Raw genomic sequence first — 23,317 nt, 5'->3', positions numbered from 1 at the left:
CAATACAAAGCCAATATCAATCCAATCCTTAAGTATCTTTACAGAGCTGAAAAGCTCTGTAAAAGGTACTTTTAAAACGAAATAACTTTGTTGTCACAAATCACAATAGTAACTATTAAAAGTGTAGACTTTGACTTCAGCCTCCGGGGATTCCCGGAGGCTTGTTTTTTATAGAAGTAACAAAAAACCTTAGATACTGATGCAGCGAGCAATATTACATGTCGGAATTAGAGATATGTATTTTTATAATATCCTATAAGAACCTTACAGAAAATATATTGCTGAATATTCATCACTGGAATTAAGCAGGCCATAAAGGACAAAACCTTATAAATGCCAACGAAAAATGCCTGTTATTAAAAACAGGCATTTACATAATAAGCTAATTGCGTCTAGTTCGAAAATTTCAACGGATATCTTACGTTTTTATAATCATCAAGGCTGGCCTTCAGGGATCCTACAGCCAGTTCGGCCTTCAGCAGCATCGGAACATGGTTGGCATCGTTGGATACCCACATTGTTACGCCTTCTTCTTCCTTAAACACCCTGCCGCTTTTAACGGAAGGAATAATCTTCAGGCAGTTGATCGTACCGAATTTGGTCTTCAGGTTTTCCGTACCTGCTACTTTCAGTTGGAAGGGAAACATTTCATCGTCAATCCATACATTCATATTGATCACAGTTCCTACCTTAAGCTGGGCCGGAGTTTTGCTCCTCAGGTAATAAAAACATGACAGCATATCCTGTACGCCCTTCACGGATTTAATTACTCTGGAACCATTGGCCGGATTTTTTTTATCAGTGAGGATAAGCGTCTGGTTATCATGGTTGAAAGCTGTTTCAAAATGTTGCGTATAACCGCCTTCACGTACATTCCTCACATAAAAGCTCGGCAGTTCCGTATTGGTATTGATGAAACTCTCATACAAATCTTCCACTTTAAAAAAAGCTTTTACAGCTCCCGTGGTCTGCCCGCTGCCTTTTACATACAGATGAGGCGTACCCCTGTACATCGTTTTTTTAGTAGTGAGGTTAGCTGTTCCGGCATTCAGGATACCATAATGGATTCTGAACGTTAATGATTCACCATCTGCAATATTGGTAATCTGGCCATAGCCCAGAAAACATGCAAATAATGCGAAGCATATTAATAATTTCTTCATAATTAGAATTTTACAAAAACACTGCCAAATCATGGGGCTCTTGATGAGCCTTTTATTTGACAAATCTCATTTATTTATTTAGACTGAGTTAAATCAGCTTCGCATTAAAATTAGTAAATTTGCAGCTAACGTTTAATTAAATTATCCTATTGTTATGATAACAACCGATATATTGATCATAGGAGCCGGTCCAACCGGTCTTTTCGCTGTATTTGAAGCAGGTCTGCTGAAAATGAAATGCCACATCATCGATGCTCTTCCGCAGCCTGGAGGTCAGCTGGCAGAACTTTATCCTAAGAAACCTATTTTCGATATTCCGGGGTATCCGGCAGTTAATGCAGGGGACCTGGTAGATAATTTAATGGAGCAGATCAGGCAGTTCCAGCCAGGTTTTACCTTAGGGGAAACGGCAGTTACATTACATAAAGTGGATGACGAATGGTTTGAAGTTGTGACCAATAAAGGTACAGTTCACCGTGCTAAAGCTGTAGCCATTGCCGGAGGACTCGGGACTTTTGAACCGAGAAAACCTGCACTGGACAATATTGCCGATTATGAAGAAAAAGGACTTGAGTACTTTGTAAAAGAGCCTGAACATTTCAGAAATAAAAAAGTGGTGATTGCCGGTGGAGGGGATTCTGCACTGGACTGGAGTATCTTCCTTTCCAATGTAGCCAGTGAAGTAACCCTGATTCACCGAAGAAATGAATTCAGAGGAGCCCTGGATTCCGTGGAAAAAGTACAGGAACTTAAAAACCAGGGAAAAATAAAGCTTATTACTCCGGCTGAAGTTACCGCTATTAAAGGTGGCGGCAAAGTGGAAGCGATCACTGTACAGGTAGACGGGGAAGAAGCCTATGATATCGATACGGATTATTTCATCCCGCTGTTCGGGCTGACGCCTAAATTAGGGGATATTGCCAACTGGGGACTGAATATTGAGAAAAATGCTATTGTGGTGAACAATGCTTTGGATTACCAGACGAATATCGACGGGGTTTATGCCATCGGGGACATCAATACTTATCCTGGAAAACTGAAGCTGATCCTTTGCGGATTCCATGAGGCTACCCTTATGTGCCAGAGTGTTTACAACCGACTGAATCCGGGTAAAAAATATGTACTGAAGTACACAACCGTAAGTGGTGTGGACGGATTTGACGGAACCCGTAAAGAAGCTGAAAAGGCAGTGGTAAAAAAAATAGATTAAACTGGCATCCGGTTGGATGTTATTAATCAATACTAGAATCAATGAGCGATATCAACATAAAAATTACCGATAGGGAAGGTGTTACGCATGATGTGGTTGCCCCTACGGATATGTCTATGAACCTGATGGAAATCATCCGTTCCTATGAACTGGCTGAAGAAGGGACCATTGGAGTATGCGGCGGGATGGCCATGTGTGCATCCTGTCAGGTTTACGTGATCAGCGATCCGGGCCTGGAGCCGATGGGTGATGAGGAAGATGCCATGCTGGCTGAGGCTTTCCATGTGAAAGATAACAGCCGCCTGGGTTGTCAGCTCCATATAGCAGATGCTATGGAAGGGCTGGAAGTGGAGATTGCTCCTTACCCTTAAACGGATTTTATTTATAATATATGGACTCCCGGGATCTATTCCCGGGAGTTTTTTTATCACCTCGTATTGTGATGGCTTTGAAGATAATGGATCAGCCAGAGTATGGGAGCGCCCTGCGGGATGGCAAATTTAATGCTTCGGTCCGCCAGGTTTTTAGTGACAGACTTTAAATAACTGATTTCACTGGTGATGATTTCTTCTTTATACTGCAAAAGCTTTTCCTCAAGCTGTATCAGGTTCAGGATTCCCAGGTCTTTAAGCTGTGCCGGAAAGTGATTCGCCGAGATATATGCTGTATCAAATCTTGATTGGCCGGGCGTTCTTAGTGCTTTTCTTACCATGCTTTCAATTTCGCGCAGCAGCGGGTTCTTTTTTACAAACGCTATAATCGTTGACTCATTGATATTAATCAGCTCCCTTTTATTCTTCAGGTTTTTACTTACTGAATTTTCAAATTCATGAATCTCTTTTTTCAGCTTGGTAAATTCAATATCTGCCTGCTCCAGAAGGGCTGCAACCCGGTAAAAAGTACGTTGTGCCTTTTCAGGAATATCGGTCACCGACTTATAGCCTAAATCATGTTCGATTTCAGCCCATGAATGCTGGAGAATGCTCCTGATCTGGATTTCAAATCTGATATTTTTGTAGTCCGCATATTCTTTTGACTTCGCTTTCTGTTCATTGATCTGCAGAATAAAATGAATGCTTTTATACCCGAACTTATCAATCTCGATGTGTCCCTTGTCAACGGAATTGCTCCAGTCTACGGTAAATTCACGGTTAAGGATTTCCTCAATTTTAGAAATGTCATCTTCAAAATAGGTGATGATTCTCAATCCTAAAATATCGGTAATGTCATCCAGGGTCCTATATTTATCTTTCTTGATGATCTTTTGCGCCAGGCTCGATCTTGTTTTGACCCTGCTGGTGATCTGATGGATAGGTATATTTTTGCATAATCTCCTTACCGTGTGCTCCACTTTAGAGCCTAAAGCGGAATATGCGGCGTGGCATTCTTTATATTCTGCCAGAATTTTATTCAGATAATCATCTGCCATAATAGTAAACTTATCATTTAAATGTACAAACTTTTGAGGAATCAGATTTCGCCAGGATATACAATTTTCTGTTAAAAATTAAAAACCCTTTCAGAATTAAGGGCTGAAAGGGCTGGGGTATGGTATTAAAATCAATGTATTTTGATGGATAGCAGCTTCAATGGGCAGGCTGAAAATCCGGATGTCCCGCCTGCCATAAGGCGAAAGCATATATATCTGCATACTCTTTGAACACGACATCCAGGTCATTGGTGAAGTGGCCGTTGTCATAATTGGCATATAGTAAAACCGGTTTTCCGGAAGAGGAGCTGTTCTGCAATACCGCAGCAAACTTCCCGGGCATCCACGGGACCACTCTGGAATCGTTCATTCCCACGCGTATGATTACAGCAGGATAGGATACTCCTTTCTTCACTTTACTCTGCGCGTCCATTTCAATAAGGTTTTTAACCTCTTCCTCATTTTTTATGGATCCGATTTCGGGGATCTGGTTAGGTCCGTTAGCGGTAGTTTCAGATCGTAAGGTATTGGTCATGCCTACCTCAGCAATGGCAACGGCAAACAGGTCCGGCCTTTCCGTAATCGCCCTTCCGATCAGTACGCCGCCCATACTTACTCCGTTACCGATTAATCTGGAAGGTGATGTATATTGCTGTTTCACGAGATATTCCGAGCAGGCAATAAAATCTTTCCAGGTGTTAGGTTTTGTTGCCTTCATGCCTGCCTTATGCCATTCTTCGCCTTTTTCTCCGCCGCCTCTTACATGGGCTACTGCAACTACAACACCTTGTTCCAGCAACGCAGACAATCTCGCGGAAAAACGGGGTTCATAAGAAAACCCGTACCCGCCATATCCTGTTATATAAGCAGGGCTGCTGCCGTCCATAGGCATATTTTTAGGGTAAATAACAGAGAGCGGAACCATAGCACCGTCATGGCTTTTTACTTCAACCTCTTTTACCGCATACCGGGCACTGTAGTCAGGAAACTCTGCCTCTGAGTTAAGGAACCTGCTTTTTACCGGTAGCCCCTGTCCGGGGTTATATTCATAGACAGTAAGCGGAGTCAGCCAATTCACGTTGTTACAGTAGATATTGTCGTTTTCCCTGGGATTAAGCGATAGCGAAGAATTCACCCCGGCCGGGAAATCAATCTTTTTCCCTGCCAGTGTCTTCAGGCTGACCTGGTATTTATCTCTTGTAATTCCGTTGCCGAGTGAATAATAAAGATAATTTTTGGAGTTGTGGATGCTGATGATTACTCCATCTTTACGTTCGGGAACAATCACTTTTGCATTCTTGAAATCAGGCTTGGAAAGGCTGGTGAGCGTAATTTTATAATTGGGCGCATCTTTATGGGTGAGCAGGAACAGCTGGTCGCCGGAAATAAAAATATCCGTAATGTCATCTGACGGTTTGACTATCTGCCTCCAGCTGATCTTCTTATTTTTTAATTCCGAATACGGGGCAATAAAAATCGGCATTTCCGATTTGACAGAGCTTAGCGTAAGCACCAGATATTGATTGTCATCAGTAATGTAAACCCTGTGAAACTGTTCTGTTAAGGCGTTGAGCTCCGGATATTCTTCCCTGGACGCCAGAATTTTATCGTTTTTCACATCAGTTCCTACCACATGCAGCATGGATTTCATGTTTTTCAGGAGCATATTGCTGTTCGGGTCTGCTGTGCTCATCCGGGTGTAGATGATGGCTTTGTCGTCGGGCGTAAATTCAAAGGGGAATTCGCTCCAGATGGGACCGATCTCATCATTGAGTAACTTCATTGAAGTTAGGTCCAGGATCCTGAGCATGCAAATTTCACCTCCTGATTTTGACAACAGGATGGCTGCTTTTTTTGTTTGGGAATCAAGGTTGAAATTGACGATCTGGGTATTTTTACCGAGTGTTTCGGGATCGAAAATCAGTTTTTCCTCCCCTGTGGAAAGGTTTCTGGAATACAGTTTAGACAGGTTTTCGCTTTTTTTCGTTTTTGTATAAAAATAGAAATTTTGTCTTTGCAGGATGATATCAAAGGAATCCCCGTTCATCTGCTGCATTTCTTTCATTCGTCTGTAGAGATCTTCCCTGTGCGGGATTTTATCAATAATGCTGTGGCTGAATGCTGACTGTGCCCTGAACCATTGGTCTGTTTCAGGATTAGTGAGGTCTTCCAGCCATCTGTAATCATCGGTAACCTGGGTGCCGAAATAATTATCCACCACTGGTTTTTCCGGTGTTTTAGGATAGTTGTATTGTGCTGTAATGATTTGGCTCAGGAATAATCCTGCGGCCAGGAAAATGTTTTTCATGGGCATGTATTTCTCTTTTAGGTGTGTTTTGCTAAGCAAATATACTAAACTTACCCTTTAAAATTATTTCAGGTATTTTTAGACGAAATTATTCGGCAAATCAGTATGGTACGGCCGAAAATAGAAACCCTTTCAGAGCTTCAGTCTGAAAGGATGATGCATTGGACAGAATGCTACAATTCATCTTTGAAATCTACTTTCCAACCATGGCAGCCTGATAATTCCTTATCATTTCCAACAGCTTATCTGCCGAATCGCTGTTCAGCAGCAGATATCATCTGAACCGAAACTGGATTCGCAAAATACAGTGATACTTTTCATAGGTTATTCAGATCAATTATTTTAGTCTGTTTCTATCCGGAGATTGTCTGTTTGAAAAAATGATAAAACTTCGATATTTTTACCACGAACACGGTAATATAGAGTATTAAATTTCAAGACTACAGCTTTATGAACAGACTTATTTCCAGCTTTAGGAAATACAAAAGGATTTCGGGAAATGATTTCGGTAAAATTTTCAATTTTAAAAACAAGCTTTTTTATTTCCTTATCACTGAAGTTATATTGAAGATATTATATAGTATCTTCCAATTCGCGTAGCGCATTGGGAGTCCAAAATATGTTATAACCATTTTCCATAAAGCTTTCTTACTTCGGAATGTGGTCTTAATTCATTATTATCGGCTTGTAATATGCCTTCATTGATGGATTTTTCTTCTTCTTCTGAAATCGAATTCCACCAGTCTTTAGTTTCTTCTTTTTTTAATAACATCAGTTTTTTGATAACAGAAGCATCCTCCAATGTTGATAACCATTGTATTAATTCAAGCTTTTCATTGAGAGTCTGGATATTCATAATCTCTATAACTTATTCAAAGTTATGATTTTTAGGTAAAACAAAAACAAAAATATCCAAAATCAATCGATTTTGGATATTCAATATAGCAATTGCAACATTTTACTTTTGAGGAATATTCGCCAGAATATCTTTGGTAAATGCCCAGAATTTCTGGGTAGAAGGGATATTGGCCCTTTCATCCGGAGAGTGGGCACCACGGATCGTAGGCCCGAAGCTCACCATTTCCATATCCGGATAATTGGCTCCGATGATTCCGCATTCCAGTCCGGCATGACAGGCTACTACGTGAGGCTTGTCGGTGAATTTTTCCGTATATATTTTTTCCATCAGCTGGACGATCTCGGACCCCGGTTTTGGTTTCCATCCCGGATAGGAACCGCTGAATTCAGTATTCATTCCCGCTAAATCTGCTACAGACTTCAGTTGTTCCGCTACAGAATCTTTAGAGGATTCAACGGACGATCTGGACAGGTTTAAAATTTTTAAAGCCCCTTCTTTCAGCTCAACCCTTGCCACATTATTTGAGGATTCAACCAGGTCCTGTACATCAGGACTCATGCGGTACACTCCATTGTTAAGGGATTTTAAAGTCAGGATGATTTTTCGTGAATCTTCCTCAGAAATCGCTTTGTCTGAAGTGGTGGCATTTTCGATATTGACCTGAAGGCCCGGCTCTACACTGGCAAATTCTTCGAGGATCTCTTTTTTAAGGCCTGCTGTGATATCTTCAATGAATTCACCGGCATTCCTTACCGATGCCAGAGCTACGGCTTCCCTCGGGATAGCATTCCTCAGTCCGCCCCCGTCTATGGAGATCAGCTGGATATTCTGCTTTTCCAGCGCTTTGTATAAAAGGCGCCCCAGAATGATATTGGCATTTCCGAATCCTTTATGGATATCCATTCCGGAATGGCCGCCCTGCAATCCTTTTACTTCAAACTGTATAATCTGCCCTTTTGCAGCTTCTGTCTGATAGGTTTGGGTAATGGTAACATCAATTCCTCCCGCACAGCCGATATCAATTTCATCATCTTCTTCTGTATCAAGATTTAGCAGAATATCACCGGTTAGCTGCCCCGGTTTTAATCCTAAGGCTCCGGTCATTCCCGTTTCCTCATCAATTGTAAAAAGGGCTTCCAGGGCAGGATGCGGAATATCATTGCTTTCAAGGATAGACATAATGGTAGCTACACCCAGCCCATTATCGGCACCCAGGGTCGTTCCTTTTGCTTTTACCCAGTCGCCTTCTATTTCCATTCTGATGCCTTCCGTCTCAAAGTCGAAGTTCACATCATTGTTTTTCTGGCAGACCATATCCAGGTGGGACTGTAAGACAACAGATTTGCGGTTTTCCATTCCCGGAGTAGCCGGTTTTCTGATGATTACATTTCCTACCTCATCTACGGTAGTATCCAATCCAAGGTTTTCACCGAATTCTCTGATGAAGGCAATTACCTTTTCTTCTTTTTTCGATGGTCTCGGAACTGCATTCAATCTGGAAAAATTCTTCCAGATGATCTGCGGTTCTATATTCGTTAGTTCCATAACATTTATTTTGTTCAAAATTACGAAATAATAAAGGGGTATAAAAATAGTGGCAAAAGTACTGCCCGCTCATTGTATGATTCAGTTCCTCCCCGTCACGGCTTTCATAATAGTATTTTTGTTTCTAGCATCCGCATTCCCCGTAAATAGGGGTAGTTACGACGGTGCCGTCCGGCTTTTCAATCCTCATGATCCCTTCGAACAGCAAAGCTTCTTCGCCCTTGATCTTTTTACCTCTTATCGAGATTTTATAGTCATCGCTTTCTATTTCTTTACTGAGCTCCTCATCCACTTCCATATCGCTGGAAGAGATCAGGTTCATCACGATTCTGCTGCCGTTCAGTTTCATATAGGCTGTTTTGCCGGCGTCATCCGCATAAATATAGCGTTCTGCTTCAAAATCAGCTTTATTTTTGGCAAAATAGCAGGAACATTCTTTGATTTCCTTCGGGAACGGGAATATTCCGATGTCAATAGCACCCGCAGAAGGTTTCGATGCAGAAGTGCTGTCCTGTACTGCATGGGCAGAGTCCTGTGCAGAGCCTGGTGCCTGAGCCGGCTGATCTTTTTTACAGGAAATTAACGCCAGTGCTGCGGCGAAAAGCAATGTATATTTCATCATACTATTGTAATGTTTATTTATCCTCGTGCACGTTCCAGCAATACCATCATCAGTAAAGAAAGGACAACAAGGCTTTCGTCTTCATCATCGATATCGATCATACGGTCCAGCTGGAATCTCCTTCCGAAAAAAGAAGGCATTTTCTTCAGCCTGAAATATTCTTTACCATCCATACCTTTTACGGTGTAGGAAGGATTCAGGAAATATCCGGTGAAGGCTCCGATTAATGGGATTTCTCCTACCATGCCATCAAAAAACTTTATCCAGGCGTTATCCTCGGTAACGGTAAATTTCTGCTGGTCGTTTTCATCCAGGATGTCATAGGTGGATTTCCAGATGGAACGCATTCCTTTTCTGGCCAGCCTCCCGAAATTTTTGTTGTTCACCAGGTCTTTTAATGAATACGAAGCATTGAAGTCAATCCATTTATTGGCCTGGATCCTGAAAAGTTCCTTTGTTTTGCTTTCGTCATTAAAGACAATCACATCTTCTTTAAGTTTGAACATTTTCTGCCGTACATAAGCGACGTAATTGCCGTTTCTGTCCGTGATATTGAAATCACTGGCCAGAGTGGTGATCTTGAATTTGAAATCAAGCGGATAATTCAGGTTGTTAAGTACCATTCGTTTATTTTTTTCAGATTATATATTGTTACCCAAAGATAGAGGTTTTGGATTAAAGAGAAAAGGGGACAGGCGTGAGAATAAGCGATGCGTAATGAGTAATGGGCAATGCGTAATGAGTAATTGGTAATGAGTAATCAATGATGAGTTACGAATGATGAGTTTATTGTGTAGGGTTGTTTCATTTATGATTAATCAGGGACTCAATTTTTTTCTCACAGGTTATCGGACGGTGCTTAAAAATCTTTTTGCCGAAGCATTAAAATCATGCTCCGCGCAGCAATGGACGGCTGTAAAATTCAACTATAATTCTTATTTTTGTAAGATGGATTATCCTAGTAAAGTTTTGGCAAAAGCCGTGGATGAAATCTCCGGATTACCCGGAATCGGCAGGAAGACTGCCTTGCGTCTTGCACTGCATCTGCTGAAGCAGCCTAACTCCAGGGCTATGGGCCTTGGAAACTCCCTGATCAGCCTTGTTAATGACATTAAATACTGCAAGGAATGCCATAATTTTTCCGATTTCGAAATCTGTGATATCTGCAGCAACAGCAAGAGAAGCGACGAGCTGATCTGCATCGTGGAAGACGTTCGTGATGTAATTGCTATTGAAAATACGGGCAAGTACAAAGGCAAATACCTGATCCTGGGCGGTAAAATTTCCCCTATGGAAGGGGTAGGACCCAACCAGCTGAACATCCCGAGCATTGAGAAAAAGCTGAATGAAGGAAAAGTAAGGGAATTTATTTTTGCACTCAGTGCCACTATGGAAGGAGATACCACAGCCTATTACATTTATAAGAAATTCAAAAATTCTGGTATTACATTTTCCAGTATAGCCAGGGGAATCGCAGTAGGGGATGAGCTTGAATATGCCGATGAAATTTCTTTAGGAAGATCCATTGTCAACAGGCTGCCGTATAACGAAAAGGACTAACGGAGATGAAACTCAGCATTGTTATTGTCAATTACAACGTTACCCGACTCCTGAGAAACTGCCTCCAGTCTATTCAGATATACCTTTCGGATATTTCCTGTGAAGTGATCGTAGTGGATAATGCCTCAACAGACTCCTCATGGAGACAGCTGATCGATGAATTTCCGGACTGTAGGTTTATTGTTTCAGAACATAATGTAGGATTCGCCAAAGCCAATAATAAAGCTGTCAAAACAGCAGAGGGAGAATATATCCTGATCCTGAATCCGGATACGGAAATTGAAGGGTATTATATGCAGGACATCCTTGATTTTGCAGACTCAAAAAAGGATTTCGGATGCCTTGGTGTACGGATGCATGATGCTGCCGGGAATTTTCTTCCGGAAAGCAAGCGTTCTGTACCCGACATGATCAATTCCTTTGAGAAACTGTTCGTAGGTTTTAAAAAGAATGAAACCAAATCTTATTACCGAAATGACATCGGTGAACATGAAACTGCTGAAGTGGAAGTGGTAACTGGTGCGTTCATGCTCATCAGGAAAGAGGTATATGAAAAAGCGGGAGGACTGGATGAAGCGTATTTTATGTATGGAGAGGATATTGATATATGCTATACGCTGCTGCAGAAAGGCTATAGGAACTACTATTACGGACAGGCTTCTATCCTGCATCACAAAGGGGAAAGTACGGTAAAAGATGAAGTATACCTCAGCAGGTTTTACGGTGCCATGCAGATCTTCATCTGCAAATATTACAAGACGACAAAGCCGGTGCAGTATTCATTTCTGAAAGCCGGGCTCCGGCTCCGGCATACCATTGAAAAAATAAAGTTAAAATAAGAAAGCAGCTCAATTCAGTTGAGCTGCTTTTTATGTATAGGAAATAATTTCTTATTATTTGGCGGGTGCCGCAGGTGTCTGCGCCGGCATATTCTGTGAAGCAGGAGCCGTCTGTGCAGGGGCTTCTTTTTTCACCGGCTGGTTTGTGTTGGGCAGTGCCTGTGTCGGCTTACCGGTAATCACTACGCTGATCAGGATAAGAATGATGATCACCGCACCCAGCGTCCAGGTAGCTTTTTCCATAAAGTCATTGGTTCTCTGTACCCCGAACTGTGCGGAAGATGCACCTCCGAAAGTACTGGAAAGGCCTCCTCCTTTAGGATTCTGAGCCATAATGATGATAACCAGTAAAATACTCGCGATCATGATAAGAACCATTAATAGTGTAAATATAGTATCCATTAATTCTGATATCTTTTTGAATGGGCAAATTTAATCTTTTTTTACCGAATCACAAAATAAGATTTGTAAAAATAGAAAGCGGCGCCCCGAGGCGCCGCTTTGCCTGTATGATTAAGCTTCTTATTTAAAATCAGCGTCTTTAGCCTGGTTCACCTGGTATGACTTTACGGTCATATTGATGTCCATTCCGCCCATATTCTTTACCATGGTGTAAGGAAGCTTTACTCCGGCTACATCCTTGTAATCGGAATAGCTGGTTGGTACAGAACCGGCTTCGCTTACTTCTATTTCTCCGGTTTTCAGACCTGTTTTTACGCTGTAATAATAAGTTCCTTTACCTCCTTTGATTACGTAAGAGTCTTCGTTATTGTATTTTTCAATACCGGTCAGCTTATATTCAGGAGATTTTGCAAACATCAGTTCAGGAAAAAGCTCCTGATCCTTGATCATTTCAGCCTTTTCCTTTTCACCTATAGGGGCCTTTTTGCCCTGCATCTCCATATATCCTTCCTTTCCGTCAAAAACCATTTTTTGTACGGTATTTCCCATCACGCTGATGTTCATTGCCTTTTTTCCCCCTTTAGCCTCGGTCATTTTCATACTCATGTCCATTCCCTGAACTTTGGCGGTAGCATCCATCGTAATGGAATTGATTTTCTGAACAGCAGCCATCCCTCCGATAGCATTGATGTATTTATCCGCTACAGAAGCCGTTGTTACTCCGGCATCCACTTTTTGGGCAGAAGGTTTCCCTACCGGATTGGCATCCTTGTCAAAATATTTTACAGGATAACCCAGTTTCTCCAGGCTTTCTGAAATATCGGAAGCTTTACCTGCAACGAAAACTCTGCTCTGGTTCGGCAGGATATTGGTTTTTACTGCATTCGTTACATCTGCTGCGGTTACTTTATCGATGGATTTCAGGTAATTGGTATAGAAGTCAGCCGGTAAATCATAGATTTTCTGATTCAGGGCAAACCTTGCAATGGTTTCAGGTCTTTCCAGAGACATGATGAAATTACCCTTCAGCTTGGCTTTTGCATTTTCCAGCTCATCCGGTTTTACGGTAGAGATCGCGTTCAGTTCATTCATGAACTCTTTCACGGCTTTATCCGTCACTTCATTTCTTACACTGGCCTCAGCAGAGAACTCAGGGGAATATTTGCTGGTGCTCATATTGGAATATGCTCCGTAAGTAAATCCGTTCTTTTCACGAAGATTCATGAAAAGCCTTGCTTCACCGCCGCCGCCTAAAATATAATTGGCAATAGTGGCAGGGAAATAATCCGGATCTTTCATTTTCAGGGTATTGATATTGCCTACAGATACCACAGACTGTACCGCAGAAGGAACATCCACTACATCAATTTCAGTTTTGGCCAGGTTTTGAGCCGGCTCAAGAGGGGCAACAGGTGTATTCGCTTTTTTCCAGCCGCTGAATGCCTTCTCTACCATCGGTTTTACCTTATCGTATTTTACGTCTCCTACGATGACCAGGTACGCGTTGTCAGGAGCATAGTACTTCTTGTAGATGTTCTGTACATCTGCAAGCTGTATCCTGTTGATGGTTTCAACGGTTTCAAATTCTCCTCTCGCGGTATTCTTTCCGTAGGTAAGGGCATTGGAAACCCTTGATGCAATAGAAGAAGCATTTTTTTCATCGGACTTCAGTGCTTCAATAGTCCTCTCCTTGGAATTCTGGATTTCTTCAGCAGAGAATTTAGGATTTACGATGGCATCTGCCATCAGTCCCATTACTTCAGGGAAATATTTGGAAAGGGTATTGGCCGAAGCACCTCCGGAAGAGAAATTCAGTCGGGCTCCCAGATAGTCGATCTTTTTGTTGAATTCATCCTTGCTGATGTTCATGGTGCCGTTTTCCAGCTGTTCAGCCATAATTTCGCTTACACCGGTTATGTTTCCTTCGTAGTAAGGCGGCCTGTCCATAGTAAGGTTTACACTTACCCTTGGAAGCTTGTTGTTTTCCACCACCATGACGGTAAGTCCGTTCTTAAGCTGGAAGGTTTTTGGCTTGGCAATGTTGATGGCAGGAGTCGGTCCCGGCTTTGGCATTGCATTGATATCTATTTTCTGTGCAGAAAGCATTCCTGTGAATAAAAATGCTACCGCTATATAGGTTAATTGCTTTTTCATGTGTAAAAAATTGTTTTAATAATCATTGTTGAATCGGTATTCTCTTTGAGACTACTTTTTTTCAGGAAGGTAATTAATGATTATTCTCTGATTAGGGTTAAGATACTTCTTGGCAGCATTCTGAAGATCCTGTCTGGTGATGGATCTGTAGATATCGATTTCTTTGTTGATCAGATTTGTATCTCCCATCAGCACATGATTGGTTGCCAGTGAAGCTGCAATACCCTGGATGCTCGAATTCTGGTTTACAAACTGGTTCTCGTACTGGTTCTGAAGTTTCTGGTAATCATCCGGGGAAATAAGTGTTGTCTGCAGTTTCTTAATCTCTGCATCGATATCAGATTGAAGAACCTGCTTCGTAGTCTGTCCCATAGGGATGGCAAAGAATGCGAAAATACTGTAGTCTTCAAGTCCCTGGTTAAAGGCGGCTACCTGAAGGGCCTTTTTATCCTGGTCTACCAGTTTTTTATATAAAACAGAAGATTTACCGTTGCTCAGGTAGGAAGAAAGCATATCTAAAACATAGGCATCCTTTTCTTTGTTTGCAGGTGTTCTGTATGCAAAAACATATGCCGGAAGCTGAATGTTCGGGTCATAGGCTGTTACTTCCTTTTGCTGGGTAATCGGCGTATCTTTCGGGAAATTTTTAGCATATACCGTACCTTTAGGGATACCGCCGTAATATTCCTGGATCCATTTTTTAGTCTCTTCAGGCTTAATGTCTCCGGCTACAACCAATGTAGCGTTGTTTGGAACATAGTATTTTTTATAGAAAGCCTGGAACTCATCCAGCTTTGCCGCATTCAGGTCTTCCATAGAGCCGATGGTCGGCCAGTTATAAGGGTGATTGGTGAAAAGATTTTTCTGGATAGTTGTGAAAAGATTACCGTATGGCTGGTTGTCCATTCTCAATCTTTTTTCTTCTTTTACTACCTCTCTCTGTGTGTCTACTCCAATCTGATTGATCACGGCATGGCGCATTCTTTCTGCCTCCATCCACAGACCCAGCTGTTCATTATTGGACGGGAATGTCTCATAATAGTAGGTTCTGTCGTTGGTTGTGTTGGCATTATTCTGCCCTCCGTTAGAGGATACAATCTTAAACCATTCCCCTCGTTTGATGTTCGGAGTTCCTTCAAACAGAAGGTGCTCAAAGAAATGCGCAAATCCTGTTCTTCCCTTTAACTCGTCTTTTGCTCCCACGTGGTACATTACCCCTGTAGTCACTACCGGGGCAGAATTGTCCTGATGAAGAATTACATGAAGACCGTTAGGCAGATCATATTCTTCGAATTTGATTTGCTGTGCATTAAGCATCATTCCGAAGAAAGCTGCAGCAGCAACAGAAAGAAGTCGTTTTTTCATAAATTAGAAATTGTTTTGTCAATGAGTTTCAAAAATACATTAATTGTTACAAATTTTTGTTAAAATGGAGCAAAGTTTGCATGCTAAGAAAATGATTCCAGAATAAGCATCCTTTTTTTGCTTATTTCGAACAAAGTCTAATTTTGTGATTTAAAAAATATTCCGATGAAAAGCTTCTTGGGAGAAAATATATCTCAGGATTCTCTGGTCACGTTGTTCAGCCAGGCTCCTGTGGCAATGTCTCTTTTGATGGGTGATGATTTGATCATTCAAAACGCCAATCCGCAGATGCTGGAACTATGGGGCAGGGATGCCAGCGTCATTGGTCAGCCTATATTTGATGTCCTTCCGGAAATACAATCTCAGGGATTCGTTGAGATTTTAAATAATGTATATCGTAAAGGGGAGGTATTTAACGGGAATAAATGGCCGGTTTTCTTAGAAAAATACGGAGAATATGCAGAGCACTTCTTCAATTTTATTTATGCACCCATTTATAATGATCAGAGACAGGTGGTCGGGGTGAGTATCGTTGCTACTGAGATAACAGACCAGGTAATTTCTGAACGTAAATTTAAGGAAAGCGAATACCGTTTTGAAGACCTGATCCAGAAATCTGAATACTCCATTGCGATCTACCGTTCCGAAGATTTATATATAGAACTTGCCAATGAGCCTATGCTTAAAACATGGGGTAAGGACGCTTCAGTTATCGGTATGAAACTGGAAGATGCGCTCCCTGAACTTGAAGGGCAGCCGTTCATCGGCCTTTTAAGGGATATATTCAAAACAGGAAAAACCTACACCGCTACTGAAGACCGTGCAGACCTTGTGGTAGATGGAAAACTGCAGACCTTTTATTATAATTTTTCTTACAAACCGCTGAAAAACTCAGACGGGGAAGTCTATGCCATACATAATGTAGCTGTTGATGTAACCGATCTGGTCAGGGCCAGGACAAAAATTCAGGAAAGCGAAAAGAAATACAGGGACCTTGCCGATTCCATGCCCCAGTTCGTATGGACGAGTGACAAAGACGGCAGTATCAGCTATATGAATGACAGCTGGTATAAGTACTCTGGTTTCGATAAGAATGAAGACCTTTCCGAATCCTTAAAAAAAATAATCAAGCCGGAAATTTATGATCATGTAAAGAGGATCTGGCAGGAAAGCGTGAAAACCGGAAAACCTTTTGAGGTGGAATATGAGTTCTCTGACCCTCGCAATCCCGGAGGGTACAGGTGGTTCTTAGGGAGGGCAATTCCGGCCTACGATGAAGACAAAAGTATAAAACAGTGGATCGGAACTTTTACAGATATCGATGACTTTAAGCAACTCCAGGCGCAGAAAGACCATTTTCTGGGCATTGCCAGCCACGAGCTGAAGACACCACTTACCAGCCTGAAACTGTATACCCAGTTCATCGAAATGAACCTTCAGAAACAGGGTGACCTTAAAAATGCCGAAGTGGCCAAAAGAATGGACGCCCAGATTGACCGGCTGACGGAACTGGTGAATGACCTTCTGGATGTGACCAAAATCCAGAATGGCAAAATCCAGCTCAATGAATCCTATTTCGATTTTGATCAGCTGATTGATGAAGTGATCAAAGAACAGCAGATGACCTCACGGCATAAAATTATTGCGAACCGGTCCTGCATAGGCGAGATATATGCAGACCGCCACCGGATTTCTCAGGTGATGAGCAATCTGATCAGCAATGCCATTAAATATTCTCCTGATGCCGATGAAGTGCTTGTTTCTGCAAAAGAAGAAAATAATACCATCAGCTTCAGTGTCAAAGATTTCGGGATAGGCATCCCTCCGGATAAGCAGGCAAAGGTTTTTGAACAATATTATCGCGTCAGCGGATCCAAAGAACATACCTTCCCGGGCCTCGGATTGGGATTGTATATTTCGTCTGAGATCATCAAAAGGACAGGCGGCAGGATTTATGTGCATTCAACCGAAGGAAAAGGGTCCGATTTTTGCTTCGAAATCCCAAAGAATAAAAATATAAACAATCATGCCTAGTGCTTCAAAAATAATGGTGGTGGATGACAGTCCCGCAATTGTTGATTCTATTGAAATGATGCTTGATTTTGAAGGGTTTGAAATTGAAAAATTTTACAGAGGTTCAGATATGCTGAATGCTTTGGAAGCATCAGAAAAGCCCAATGTGATCTTAATGGATATGTGGCTTTCCGGTGAAGACGGGAGAGATATATGCAGGATTATAAAAGCAGATGAAAAATTGCGTGACATTCCTGTACTGATTATGTCTGCAAGCAGGGGCCTGGAGCAATCCGCACTGGATGCTGGTGCCAATGAGTTTATTGCCAAACCATTTGATCTTGGAGAAATGATAGACCGCATCAGATCCTATATGAACAATTGAGCGAATATATAATACATATCATAAACCGGCTGAAATTCTGCCGGTTTATTTTTGTCAATGCTTTTACTATCCAAACCGTTCTCCCGGTTTTATATTTCTTTTAATCATAACAAAAGAAATTCAGAGGCAGGTTTAAAATTTGAAATCTGCTTATAATACATTAATTTTGTATTCCAAATTTTTTGCTGTATGGATTATCTGAAAGGACTCAACGAATCACAATATGAAGCTGTTACCACATTGCAGGGCCCGCTGATGGTGCTTGCCGGCGCAGGTTCCGGTAAAACGCGTGTGCTTACCATGCGTATTGCCCACCTGATTACCAATGGTATCGATCCTTTCAATATCCTCGCGCTCACCTTTACCAATAAGGCAGCAAAAGAAATGAAAGAACGTATTGCCAAAGTGGTGGGGACCAGCAATGCCAGAAGCTTATGGATGGGTACTTTTCACTCGGTTTTCGCAAGGATCCTCAGGAATGAAGCCCATTACCTTGGCTATCCTTCCAATTTTACCATTTATGACCAGCAAGATGCCCTGAATGTCATCAGGAAAGTGCTGAAGGACATGAATATCGATGCAGATCTTTATAAGCCTAAAAAAGTACAGTCCAGAATTTCCACGTATAAGAACAACCTGATTACCGTTAAGGCCTATTTTAACAATCCTGAACTGATTGAAGCCGATGAAAAAGCCAATATGAGATTCATCGGCCAGATCTATCAGCGGTATGTGGAAGCATGCTTCAGGAACGGTGCGATGGATTTTGATGACTTGCTCCTGAAAACCAATGAGCTGCTTACCCGTTTTCCCGAAGTACTTGCAAAATACCAGGACCGGTTCCGGTATATTCTGGTAGATGAGTACCAGGATACCAACCATTCCCAGTACCTTATTGTCAAGGCTTTGGCTTCCAAATTTGAAAACATCTGCGTTGTAGGGGATGATGCCCAGTCCATCTATTCTTTCCGTGGCGCGAACATTTATAACATCCTGAACTTTAAAAAAGATTATCCGGACGCGGTAACTGTTTCCCTGGAGCAGAATTACCGCTCCACCCAGAATATCGTAAATGCTGCCAATGTCGTGATTGCCAAGAACCTGCAGCAGTTCAAAAAAAATGTATTCAGTGAAAACGAAGAAGGGGACAGGATCAAAGTATACCGTTCGCTATCTGATGCGGATGAAGCTAATTTTGTAGCCGGGAATATCTGGGAGCTCCGCAACCGTGACCAGAGAAAATACGATGATTTTGCCATCCTGTACCGTACGAATTCCCAGACGCGGGCTTTTGAAGATGCATTGAGGCGAAAAAATATCCCCTATAAAGTGTACGGAGGCCTATCTTTCTACCAGAGAAAAGAAGTAAAGGACCTTTTGGGATACCTGCGTCTGCTGATCAATGAAAATGATTCAGAGGCATTGATGAGGATTATTAATTACCCTACCAGGGGAATCGGCGAAACCACTCAGAATAAGCTGATCGTTTTTGCCGATGCACAGAATATTTCTGTTTCCGCCGTCCTGAATAACCTCCCGATGTATGCGCCTCAGTTAGGCCTCAACAACGGAGTGCTTACCAAACTGAATGACTTCTGGTCTATGATCAAAGCCTTCCAGGTATTGCTGAAAACAGAAACGGCCTATAATGTTGCTATGGAGGTTGCGAAACGAAGCGGCCTGATCAAATTCCTGAAAGACGACCAGACTCCGGAAGGCATTTCCCGTGTAGAAAACGTGCAGGAATTAATGAACTCCATGCAGGGGTTCATTGAAGAGCAGATGCAGCTGGAAGATGGTGACCCGAGCTTATCCAACTTCCTGGAAAATATTGCCCTGTCTGCCGATACACAGAATAACACAGCGGAAGAAGATATGGTTTCCCTGATGACGATTCACCTTTCCAAAGGCCTTGAATTCCCGGTAGTGCACCTGGTAGGACTGGAAGAAAACCTGTTCCCGAGTTTTATGAGCTCATCTACCCGTGAAGACCTGGAAGAAGAACGGAGATTGTTTTACGTAGCCCTTACCCGTGCTGAAAAGCAGGTGTTCTTCTCGTATGCAATATCAAGGTTCCAGTGGGGAAAGATTACCGATGCAGAACCGTCACGTTTCCTGAGTGAAATCGATGACGAGTATATAGAATTCGTAAATCCGGCTATCGAAAAAAGATTCATCAACAATGCCGGGATCAGGTCCAATATTTTTGATGAGCATCCATCTGAGCTGAAGAGTTTCAAAAGAATCGAGAAAAAGACCATTGAACGCGGTGATACCTCAAAACCTGCTGCTGAAGCTAAAAAGCTGAGGCCGGTGAGCACTGCAAAAATCGTCAATCCAAGCGGAGCATCTTCGCAGGATATAGAAGTAGGCGACAAGGTGAGGCATGACCGTTTCGGAATCGGTGAAGTAACTTTCCTGGATGGGACAGATCCTCAGAATATCAAAGCCAAAGTCATTTTCCAGCATGAAGGAGAGAAAAACCTCATCCTCAAATTTGCCAAGCTGACCAAAATTTAAAAATTAAAAACTGATAAAAAACATTTTCTGTCATTTATAAGTCTATTAGTTTTGTGGACTAATAAATATGAATTATTTTTGTTGCCGCTAAAGAGCAGATTAATTCATAAAATCAGAAATGTATGGCAAGTAGAAAGACTATTTTATCAGCGTCTGTCGTATTTTTTCTGGGTACGTTTGCATACGCCCAGCAGAATGACAGCCTGAAAACCGGCAATGTGGAAGAAGTGGTAATTTTAGGATCCAGGGGTGGGGCAAGATCGAAAGCAGACAGCCCGGTGCCGGTGGATGTATTTAATCTTAAGGAAGTTTCTGTTACTTTACCGCAGACCAATATCGCCCAGATCCTGAATGCTGTGGCTCCCTCATTTACCTCAACGGTTCAGACCAATTCAGACGGAACAGATCACCTGGATCCCGCACAGCTCAGAGGATTGGGGCCGGATCAGGTATTGGTGCTCATCAATGAAAAAAGGAGGCATACTTCTGCTTTGGTTAATGTTAACGGTACACCCGGAAGAGGAACGGTTGGGACAGACCTGAATGCCATCCCTTCATTCGCGGTCAGCAGAATTGAAGTATTGAGAGATGGTGCTTCGGCACAATACGGTTCAGATGCTATTGCAGGAGTCATTAATTTAAGCCTTAAAAGAGATACGGGCAAACTTACCGGGCAGGTAAGCTATGGAGGAAACCTGACGCCTGCTGCGAATGACCATATAGGGGATTTTGATGGCCAGAATATTCAGGTTGACCTGAATTACGGCAACAAAATAGGAAAAAAGGGCGGCTTTTATAATATCACGTGGACATCCCAGTTCCGGGAGCCAACCTACCGGGCCGGCACGGAAAGCGGGAATATATACAATGCCTATAATGCAGTGGAACAGCGTGCCCTGAATAATGGGGTAAACTTATCATCTCTGTTCAGCAATATCAATTCAACCCCGAACAGCCAGCAGATCATTAATTCCATCCATCAATATGCACAGCAGGTAGATTATTTTTCACCGATTTTCCAGTCCCAGATACAGTCCGCTAATTCCATCAGTGCGTTGCAGGCATTATTGGGGCAGGATTTTACCAATCAGGAACTGGCATACAGAGGGCAGTCTCGTAAAGATTTCAATATGCAGGTAGGGCAGTCGAAGCTCAATAACCATCAGCTGTTTCTCAATATGGAAGTCCCGTTGAACGATCAGTGGAAAGTATATACTTTCGGGGGCTACAGCATGAGGAACGGAACGTCCGGCGGTTTTTACAGAAGGCCTAACCAGAGCAGGACTTTTACCGCTTTGTATCCTAACGGATACCTTCCGCAGATCGGCACTGATATCCAGGATATTTCCCTGGCGGCCGGAGTAAAAGGAAACTGGAAAGGATGGAATATCGATCTGAGCAATACCTTCGGTCAGAATTCATTTGATTACACCATTAAGAATACCGGCAATACTTCGCTGAGGTTTGCCTCCCCGAACGAATTCAGGGCCGGAGGGCTGAAGTTTTCCCAGAATACGATCAACCTGGATTTTTCAAAGAAATATGATGTTTGGAACGGGATCAACGTGGCATTCGGAGGGGAACACCGGTACGAGAATTTCACCATAACCGCAGGGGAAGAGGCTTCTTATGCTACGTATGATGTCAACGGAAATGTATGGACGGGAAATACCCAGCGCCCTACAGATTTCTTCGGAAGTGCTCTTGCAGGAGGCTCGCAGGTGTTCAGTGGATTCAGGCCGGCAAATGCAGTGGATAAGAGCAGGCAGTCAGTTGCTGCCTATGCAGATGTTGAAATGAATTTCAACAGATGGCTCCTGGTGGATGCTGCCGCGCGTTATGAAAACTATTCGGATTTCGGGTCCACCTTCAATTATAAACTTGCCTCCAGGATCAAGCTGGATGACAATTTTAATTTCAGGTTCGCCGGCTCTACAGGATTCAGGGCTCCTTCCATTCACCAGATTTATTATAACGTAACGTCAACGCTGTTTACCAATAATCAGCTGTTGGAAGTGGGAACCTTCAGTAACGATTCTGCCATTGCAGGCCTGCTCGGGATTCCTAAACTGAAACAGGAAACATCCAAATCGGGAAGTGTAGGGTTTACCTACAGAATTCCTTCCGTTAATCTGAGCTTTACGGCAGACGGATATTTCACGAAGATCAACAACAGGGTTATCCTGACCGATCAGTTTACGAGGGCAATCGTTCCTGACGCTGCAAGGGCGGCTTTTGATCAGGCAGGAGTTAATGCCGGACAGTTTTTTGCCAACGCCATCGATACGGAAACCCGTGGTGTGGACATTGTTATCTCACACCAGAAAAAATTTTCGGAGCTGAGGCTGGATAATAACTTTGCCATTAACCTGAACCAGACCAGGAGGGTAGGAGATATTCACTCTACCGGACTGCTTCAGTCTGCAAACCTTGAAAATATTTATTTTTCTGAAAAGTCAAGGGTGTACCTCGAGGAAGCAGTTCCGAGATTTAAAGCAAGCCTTTCCCACAATATTTCCTGGAAAGGTGCTGATTTCTATCTTAGGAATACCTACTTCGGAGCCGTGACGGGAGCTGATATCATTGATGCCAACGGTGACGGAATTACCGAATGGAATGAGCACCAGAAAATAGGGGACAAAATCATTACGGATATTTCTGCCGCATACCGGTTTACCAAAAATATAGGGCTTACGGTAGGGGTCAACAATCTATTTGATATTTATCCGACTAAAAACCTTCCGGCTTCCACCAATAATGACCAGTTTATTTATTCAAGGTCAACGTCACAGTTCGGGCAAAACGGAAGGTACGTATTTACCAGACTCAATTTTAATTTTTAATGTATATTCATTTTTTCGGTTAGCGGGCTCAGGTATTGGGCCCGCTTTTTATTGCTGTTTTGTCAGGATCATACCGCAGTACCGCAATATTGTTTATCTT

General features: G+C 42.4%; 18 protein-coding genes. 8 read left to right on the top strand and 10 right to left on the bottom strand.

Going from position 1 to position 23,317, the window contains the following annotated elements; genetic code table 11:
• Positions 1 to 392: 392 nt before the first annotated feature.
• On the bottom strand, positions 393 to 1,163 hold the full coding sequence (locus tag CGB83_RS08110) for a DUF3108 domain-containing protein (RefSeq protein WP_100075343.1): 771 nt from the start codon (positions 1,161 to 1,163) through the stop codon (positions 393 to 395).
• A 154-nt stretch (positions 1,164 to 1,317) separates the two neighbouring features.
• On the opposite strand from CGB83_RS08110, the gene CGB83_RS08105 reads away from it, so the two are divergent.
• A complete protein-coding gene (locus tag CGB83_RS08105) occupies positions 1,318 to 2,373 on the top strand; it encodes an NAD(P)/FAD-dependent oxidoreductase (RefSeq protein WP_100075342.1) in 1,056 nt (351 codons plus the stop codon).
• 41 nt (positions 2,374 to 2,414) lie between these two features.
• Positions 2,415 to 2,744 (top strand): 2Fe-2S iron-sulfur cluster-binding family protein, encoded by a 330-nt coding sequence (locus CGB83_RS08100; RefSeq protein ID WP_100075341.1) that lies wholly within the window; start codon positions 2,415 to 2,417, stop codon positions 2,742 to 2,744.
• A gap of 56 nt (positions 2,745 to 2,800) precedes the next feature.
• Here the strand turns inward: CGB83_RS08100 and CGB83_RS08095 are convergent, their stop codons facing one another.
• The 6 genes from CGB83_RS08095 to CGB83_RS08070 form a co-directional block, all read right to left on the bottom strand.
• Positions 2,801 to 3,802, bottom strand: coding sequence for a GTP pyrophosphokinase (locus CGB83_RS08095; protein ID WP_100075340.1), 1,002 nt, complete (start codon positions 3,800 to 3,802; stop codon positions 2,801 to 2,803).
• A gap of 157 nt (positions 3,803 to 3,959) precedes the next feature.
• Positions 3,960 to 6,110, bottom strand: a complete 2,151-nt coding sequence (locus CGB83_RS08090) for a prolyl oligopeptidase family serine peptidase (RefSeq protein WP_100077537.1) — start codon at positions 6,108 to 6,110, stop codon at positions 3,960 to 3,962.
• Between the two features lie 622 nt (positions 6,111 to 6,732).
• On the bottom strand, positions 6,733 to 6,966 hold the full coding sequence (locus CGB83_RS08085) for a hypothetical protein (RefSeq protein WP_100075339.1): 234 nt from the start codon (positions 6,964 to 6,966) through the stop codon (positions 6,733 to 6,735).
• A 102-nt stretch (positions 6,967 to 7,068) separates the two neighbouring features.
• Positions 7,069 to 8,514: an aminoacyl-histidine dipeptidase gene (locus CGB83_RS08080; RefSeq protein WP_100075338.1), complete on the bottom strand. Its 1,446-nt coding sequence runs from the start codon at positions 8,512 to 8,514 to the stop codon at positions 7,069 to 7,071.
• Positions 8,515 to 8,638: 124 nt separating this feature from the next.
• Positions 8,639 to 9,136, bottom strand: a complete 498-nt coding sequence (locus CGB83_RS08075; protein ID WP_228420132.1) for a hypothetical protein — start codon at positions 9,134 to 9,136, stop codon at positions 8,639 to 8,641.
• A gap of 17 nt (positions 9,137 to 9,153) precedes the next feature.
• Positions 9,154 to 9,759, bottom strand: coding sequence for an LURP-one-related family protein (locus CGB83_RS08070; protein ID WP_100075337.1), 606 nt, complete (start codon positions 9,757 to 9,759; stop codon positions 9,154 to 9,156).
• 325 nt (positions 9,760 to 10,084) lie between these two features.
• Here CGB83_RS08070 and recR point away from each other — a divergent pair, with 325 nt between their 5' ends.
• Together recR and CGB83_RS08060 are read left to right on the top strand one after the other, a co-directional pair.
• The gene (gene recR / locus CGB83_RS08065; RefSeq protein WP_100077535.1) at positions 10,085 to 10,696 is read left to right on the top strand and encodes a recombination mediator RecR; all 612 of its coding nucleotides are present in this window, start codon (positions 10,085 to 10,087) and stop codon (positions 10,694 to 10,696) included.
• A gap of 5 nt (positions 10,697 to 10,701) precedes the next feature.
• Positions 10,702 to 11,535 carry a glycosyltransferase family 2 protein gene (locus CGB83_RS08060; RefSeq protein WP_100075336.1) on the top strand — a complete coding sequence of 278 codons (834 nt, stop codon included), beginning with the start codon at positions 10,702 to 10,704 and terminating at the stop codon, positions 11,533 to 11,535.
• 54 nt (positions 11,536 to 11,589) lie between these two features.
• On the opposite strand, the gene secG is transcribed toward CGB83_RS08060, so the two are convergent.
• The 3 genes from secG to CGB83_RS08045 all read right to left on the bottom strand — a co-directional run bounded on the left by secG (position 11,590) and on the right by CGB83_RS08045 (position 15,456).
• The gene (gene secG / locus CGB83_RS08055; RefSeq protein ID WP_100075335.1) at positions 11,590 to 11,937 is read right to left on the bottom strand and encodes a preprotein translocase subunit SecG; all 348 of its coding nucleotides are present in this window, start codon (positions 11,935 to 11,937) and stop codon (positions 11,590 to 11,592) included.
• A gap of 120 nt (positions 11,938 to 12,057) precedes the next feature.
• The gene (locus tag CGB83_RS08050; protein ID WP_100075334.1) at positions 12,058 to 14,091 is read right to left on the bottom strand and encodes a M16 family metallopeptidase; all 2,034 of its coding nucleotides are present in this window, start codon (positions 14,089 to 14,091) and stop codon (positions 12,058 to 12,060) included.
• Between the two features lie 51 nt (positions 14,092 to 14,142).
• Positions 14,143 to 15,456 (bottom strand): M16 family metallopeptidase, encoded by a 1,314-nt coding sequence (locus CGB83_RS08045; RefSeq protein WP_100075333.1) that lies wholly within the window; start codon positions 15,454 to 15,456, stop codon positions 14,143 to 14,145.
• 165 nt (positions 15,457 to 15,621) lie between these two features.
• Here CGB83_RS08045 and CGB83_RS08040 point away from each other — a divergent pair, with 165 nt between their 5' ends.
• The 4 genes from CGB83_RS08040 (at position 15,622) to CGB83_RS08025 (ending at position 23,217) form a co-directional block, all read left to right on the top strand.
• Positions 15,622 to 17,490, top strand: a complete 1,869-nt coding sequence (locus CGB83_RS08040; protein WP_100075332.1) for a PAS domain-containing sensor histidine kinase — start codon at positions 15,622 to 15,624, stop codon at positions 17,488 to 17,490.
• Entirely contained in the window at positions 17,483 to 17,854 is a 372-nt protein-coding gene (locus tag CGB83_RS08035; RefSeq protein ID WP_100075331.1) for a response regulator transcription factor, read from the top strand. The genes CGB83_RS08040 and CGB83_RS08035 overlap by 8 nt, the downstream gene beginning before the upstream one ends.
• Before the next feature lie 189 nt (positions 17,855 to 18,043).
• On the top strand, positions 18,044 to 20,374 hold the full coding sequence (locus CGB83_RS08030) for an ATP-dependent helicase (RefSeq protein WP_100075330.1): 2,331 nt from the start codon (positions 18,044 to 18,046) through the stop codon (positions 20,372 to 20,374).
• A 122-nt stretch (positions 20,375 to 20,496) separates the two neighbouring features.
• Positions 20,497 to 23,217, top strand: a complete 2,721-nt coding sequence (locus tag CGB83_RS08025) for a TonB-dependent receptor plug domain-containing protein (RefSeq protein ID WP_100075329.1) — start codon at positions 20,497 to 20,499, stop codon at positions 23,215 to 23,217.
• Positions 23,218 to 23,317 lie beyond the last annotated feature (100 nt).

The sequence above is a fragment of the Chryseobacterium camelliae genome (assembly GCF_002770595.1).
Lineage (GTDB): Bacteria > Bacteroidota > Bacteroidia > Flavobacteriales > Weeksellaceae > Chryseobacterium > Chryseobacterium camelliae.
This window is presented reverse-complemented; position numbering and strand designations above follow the sequence as displayed.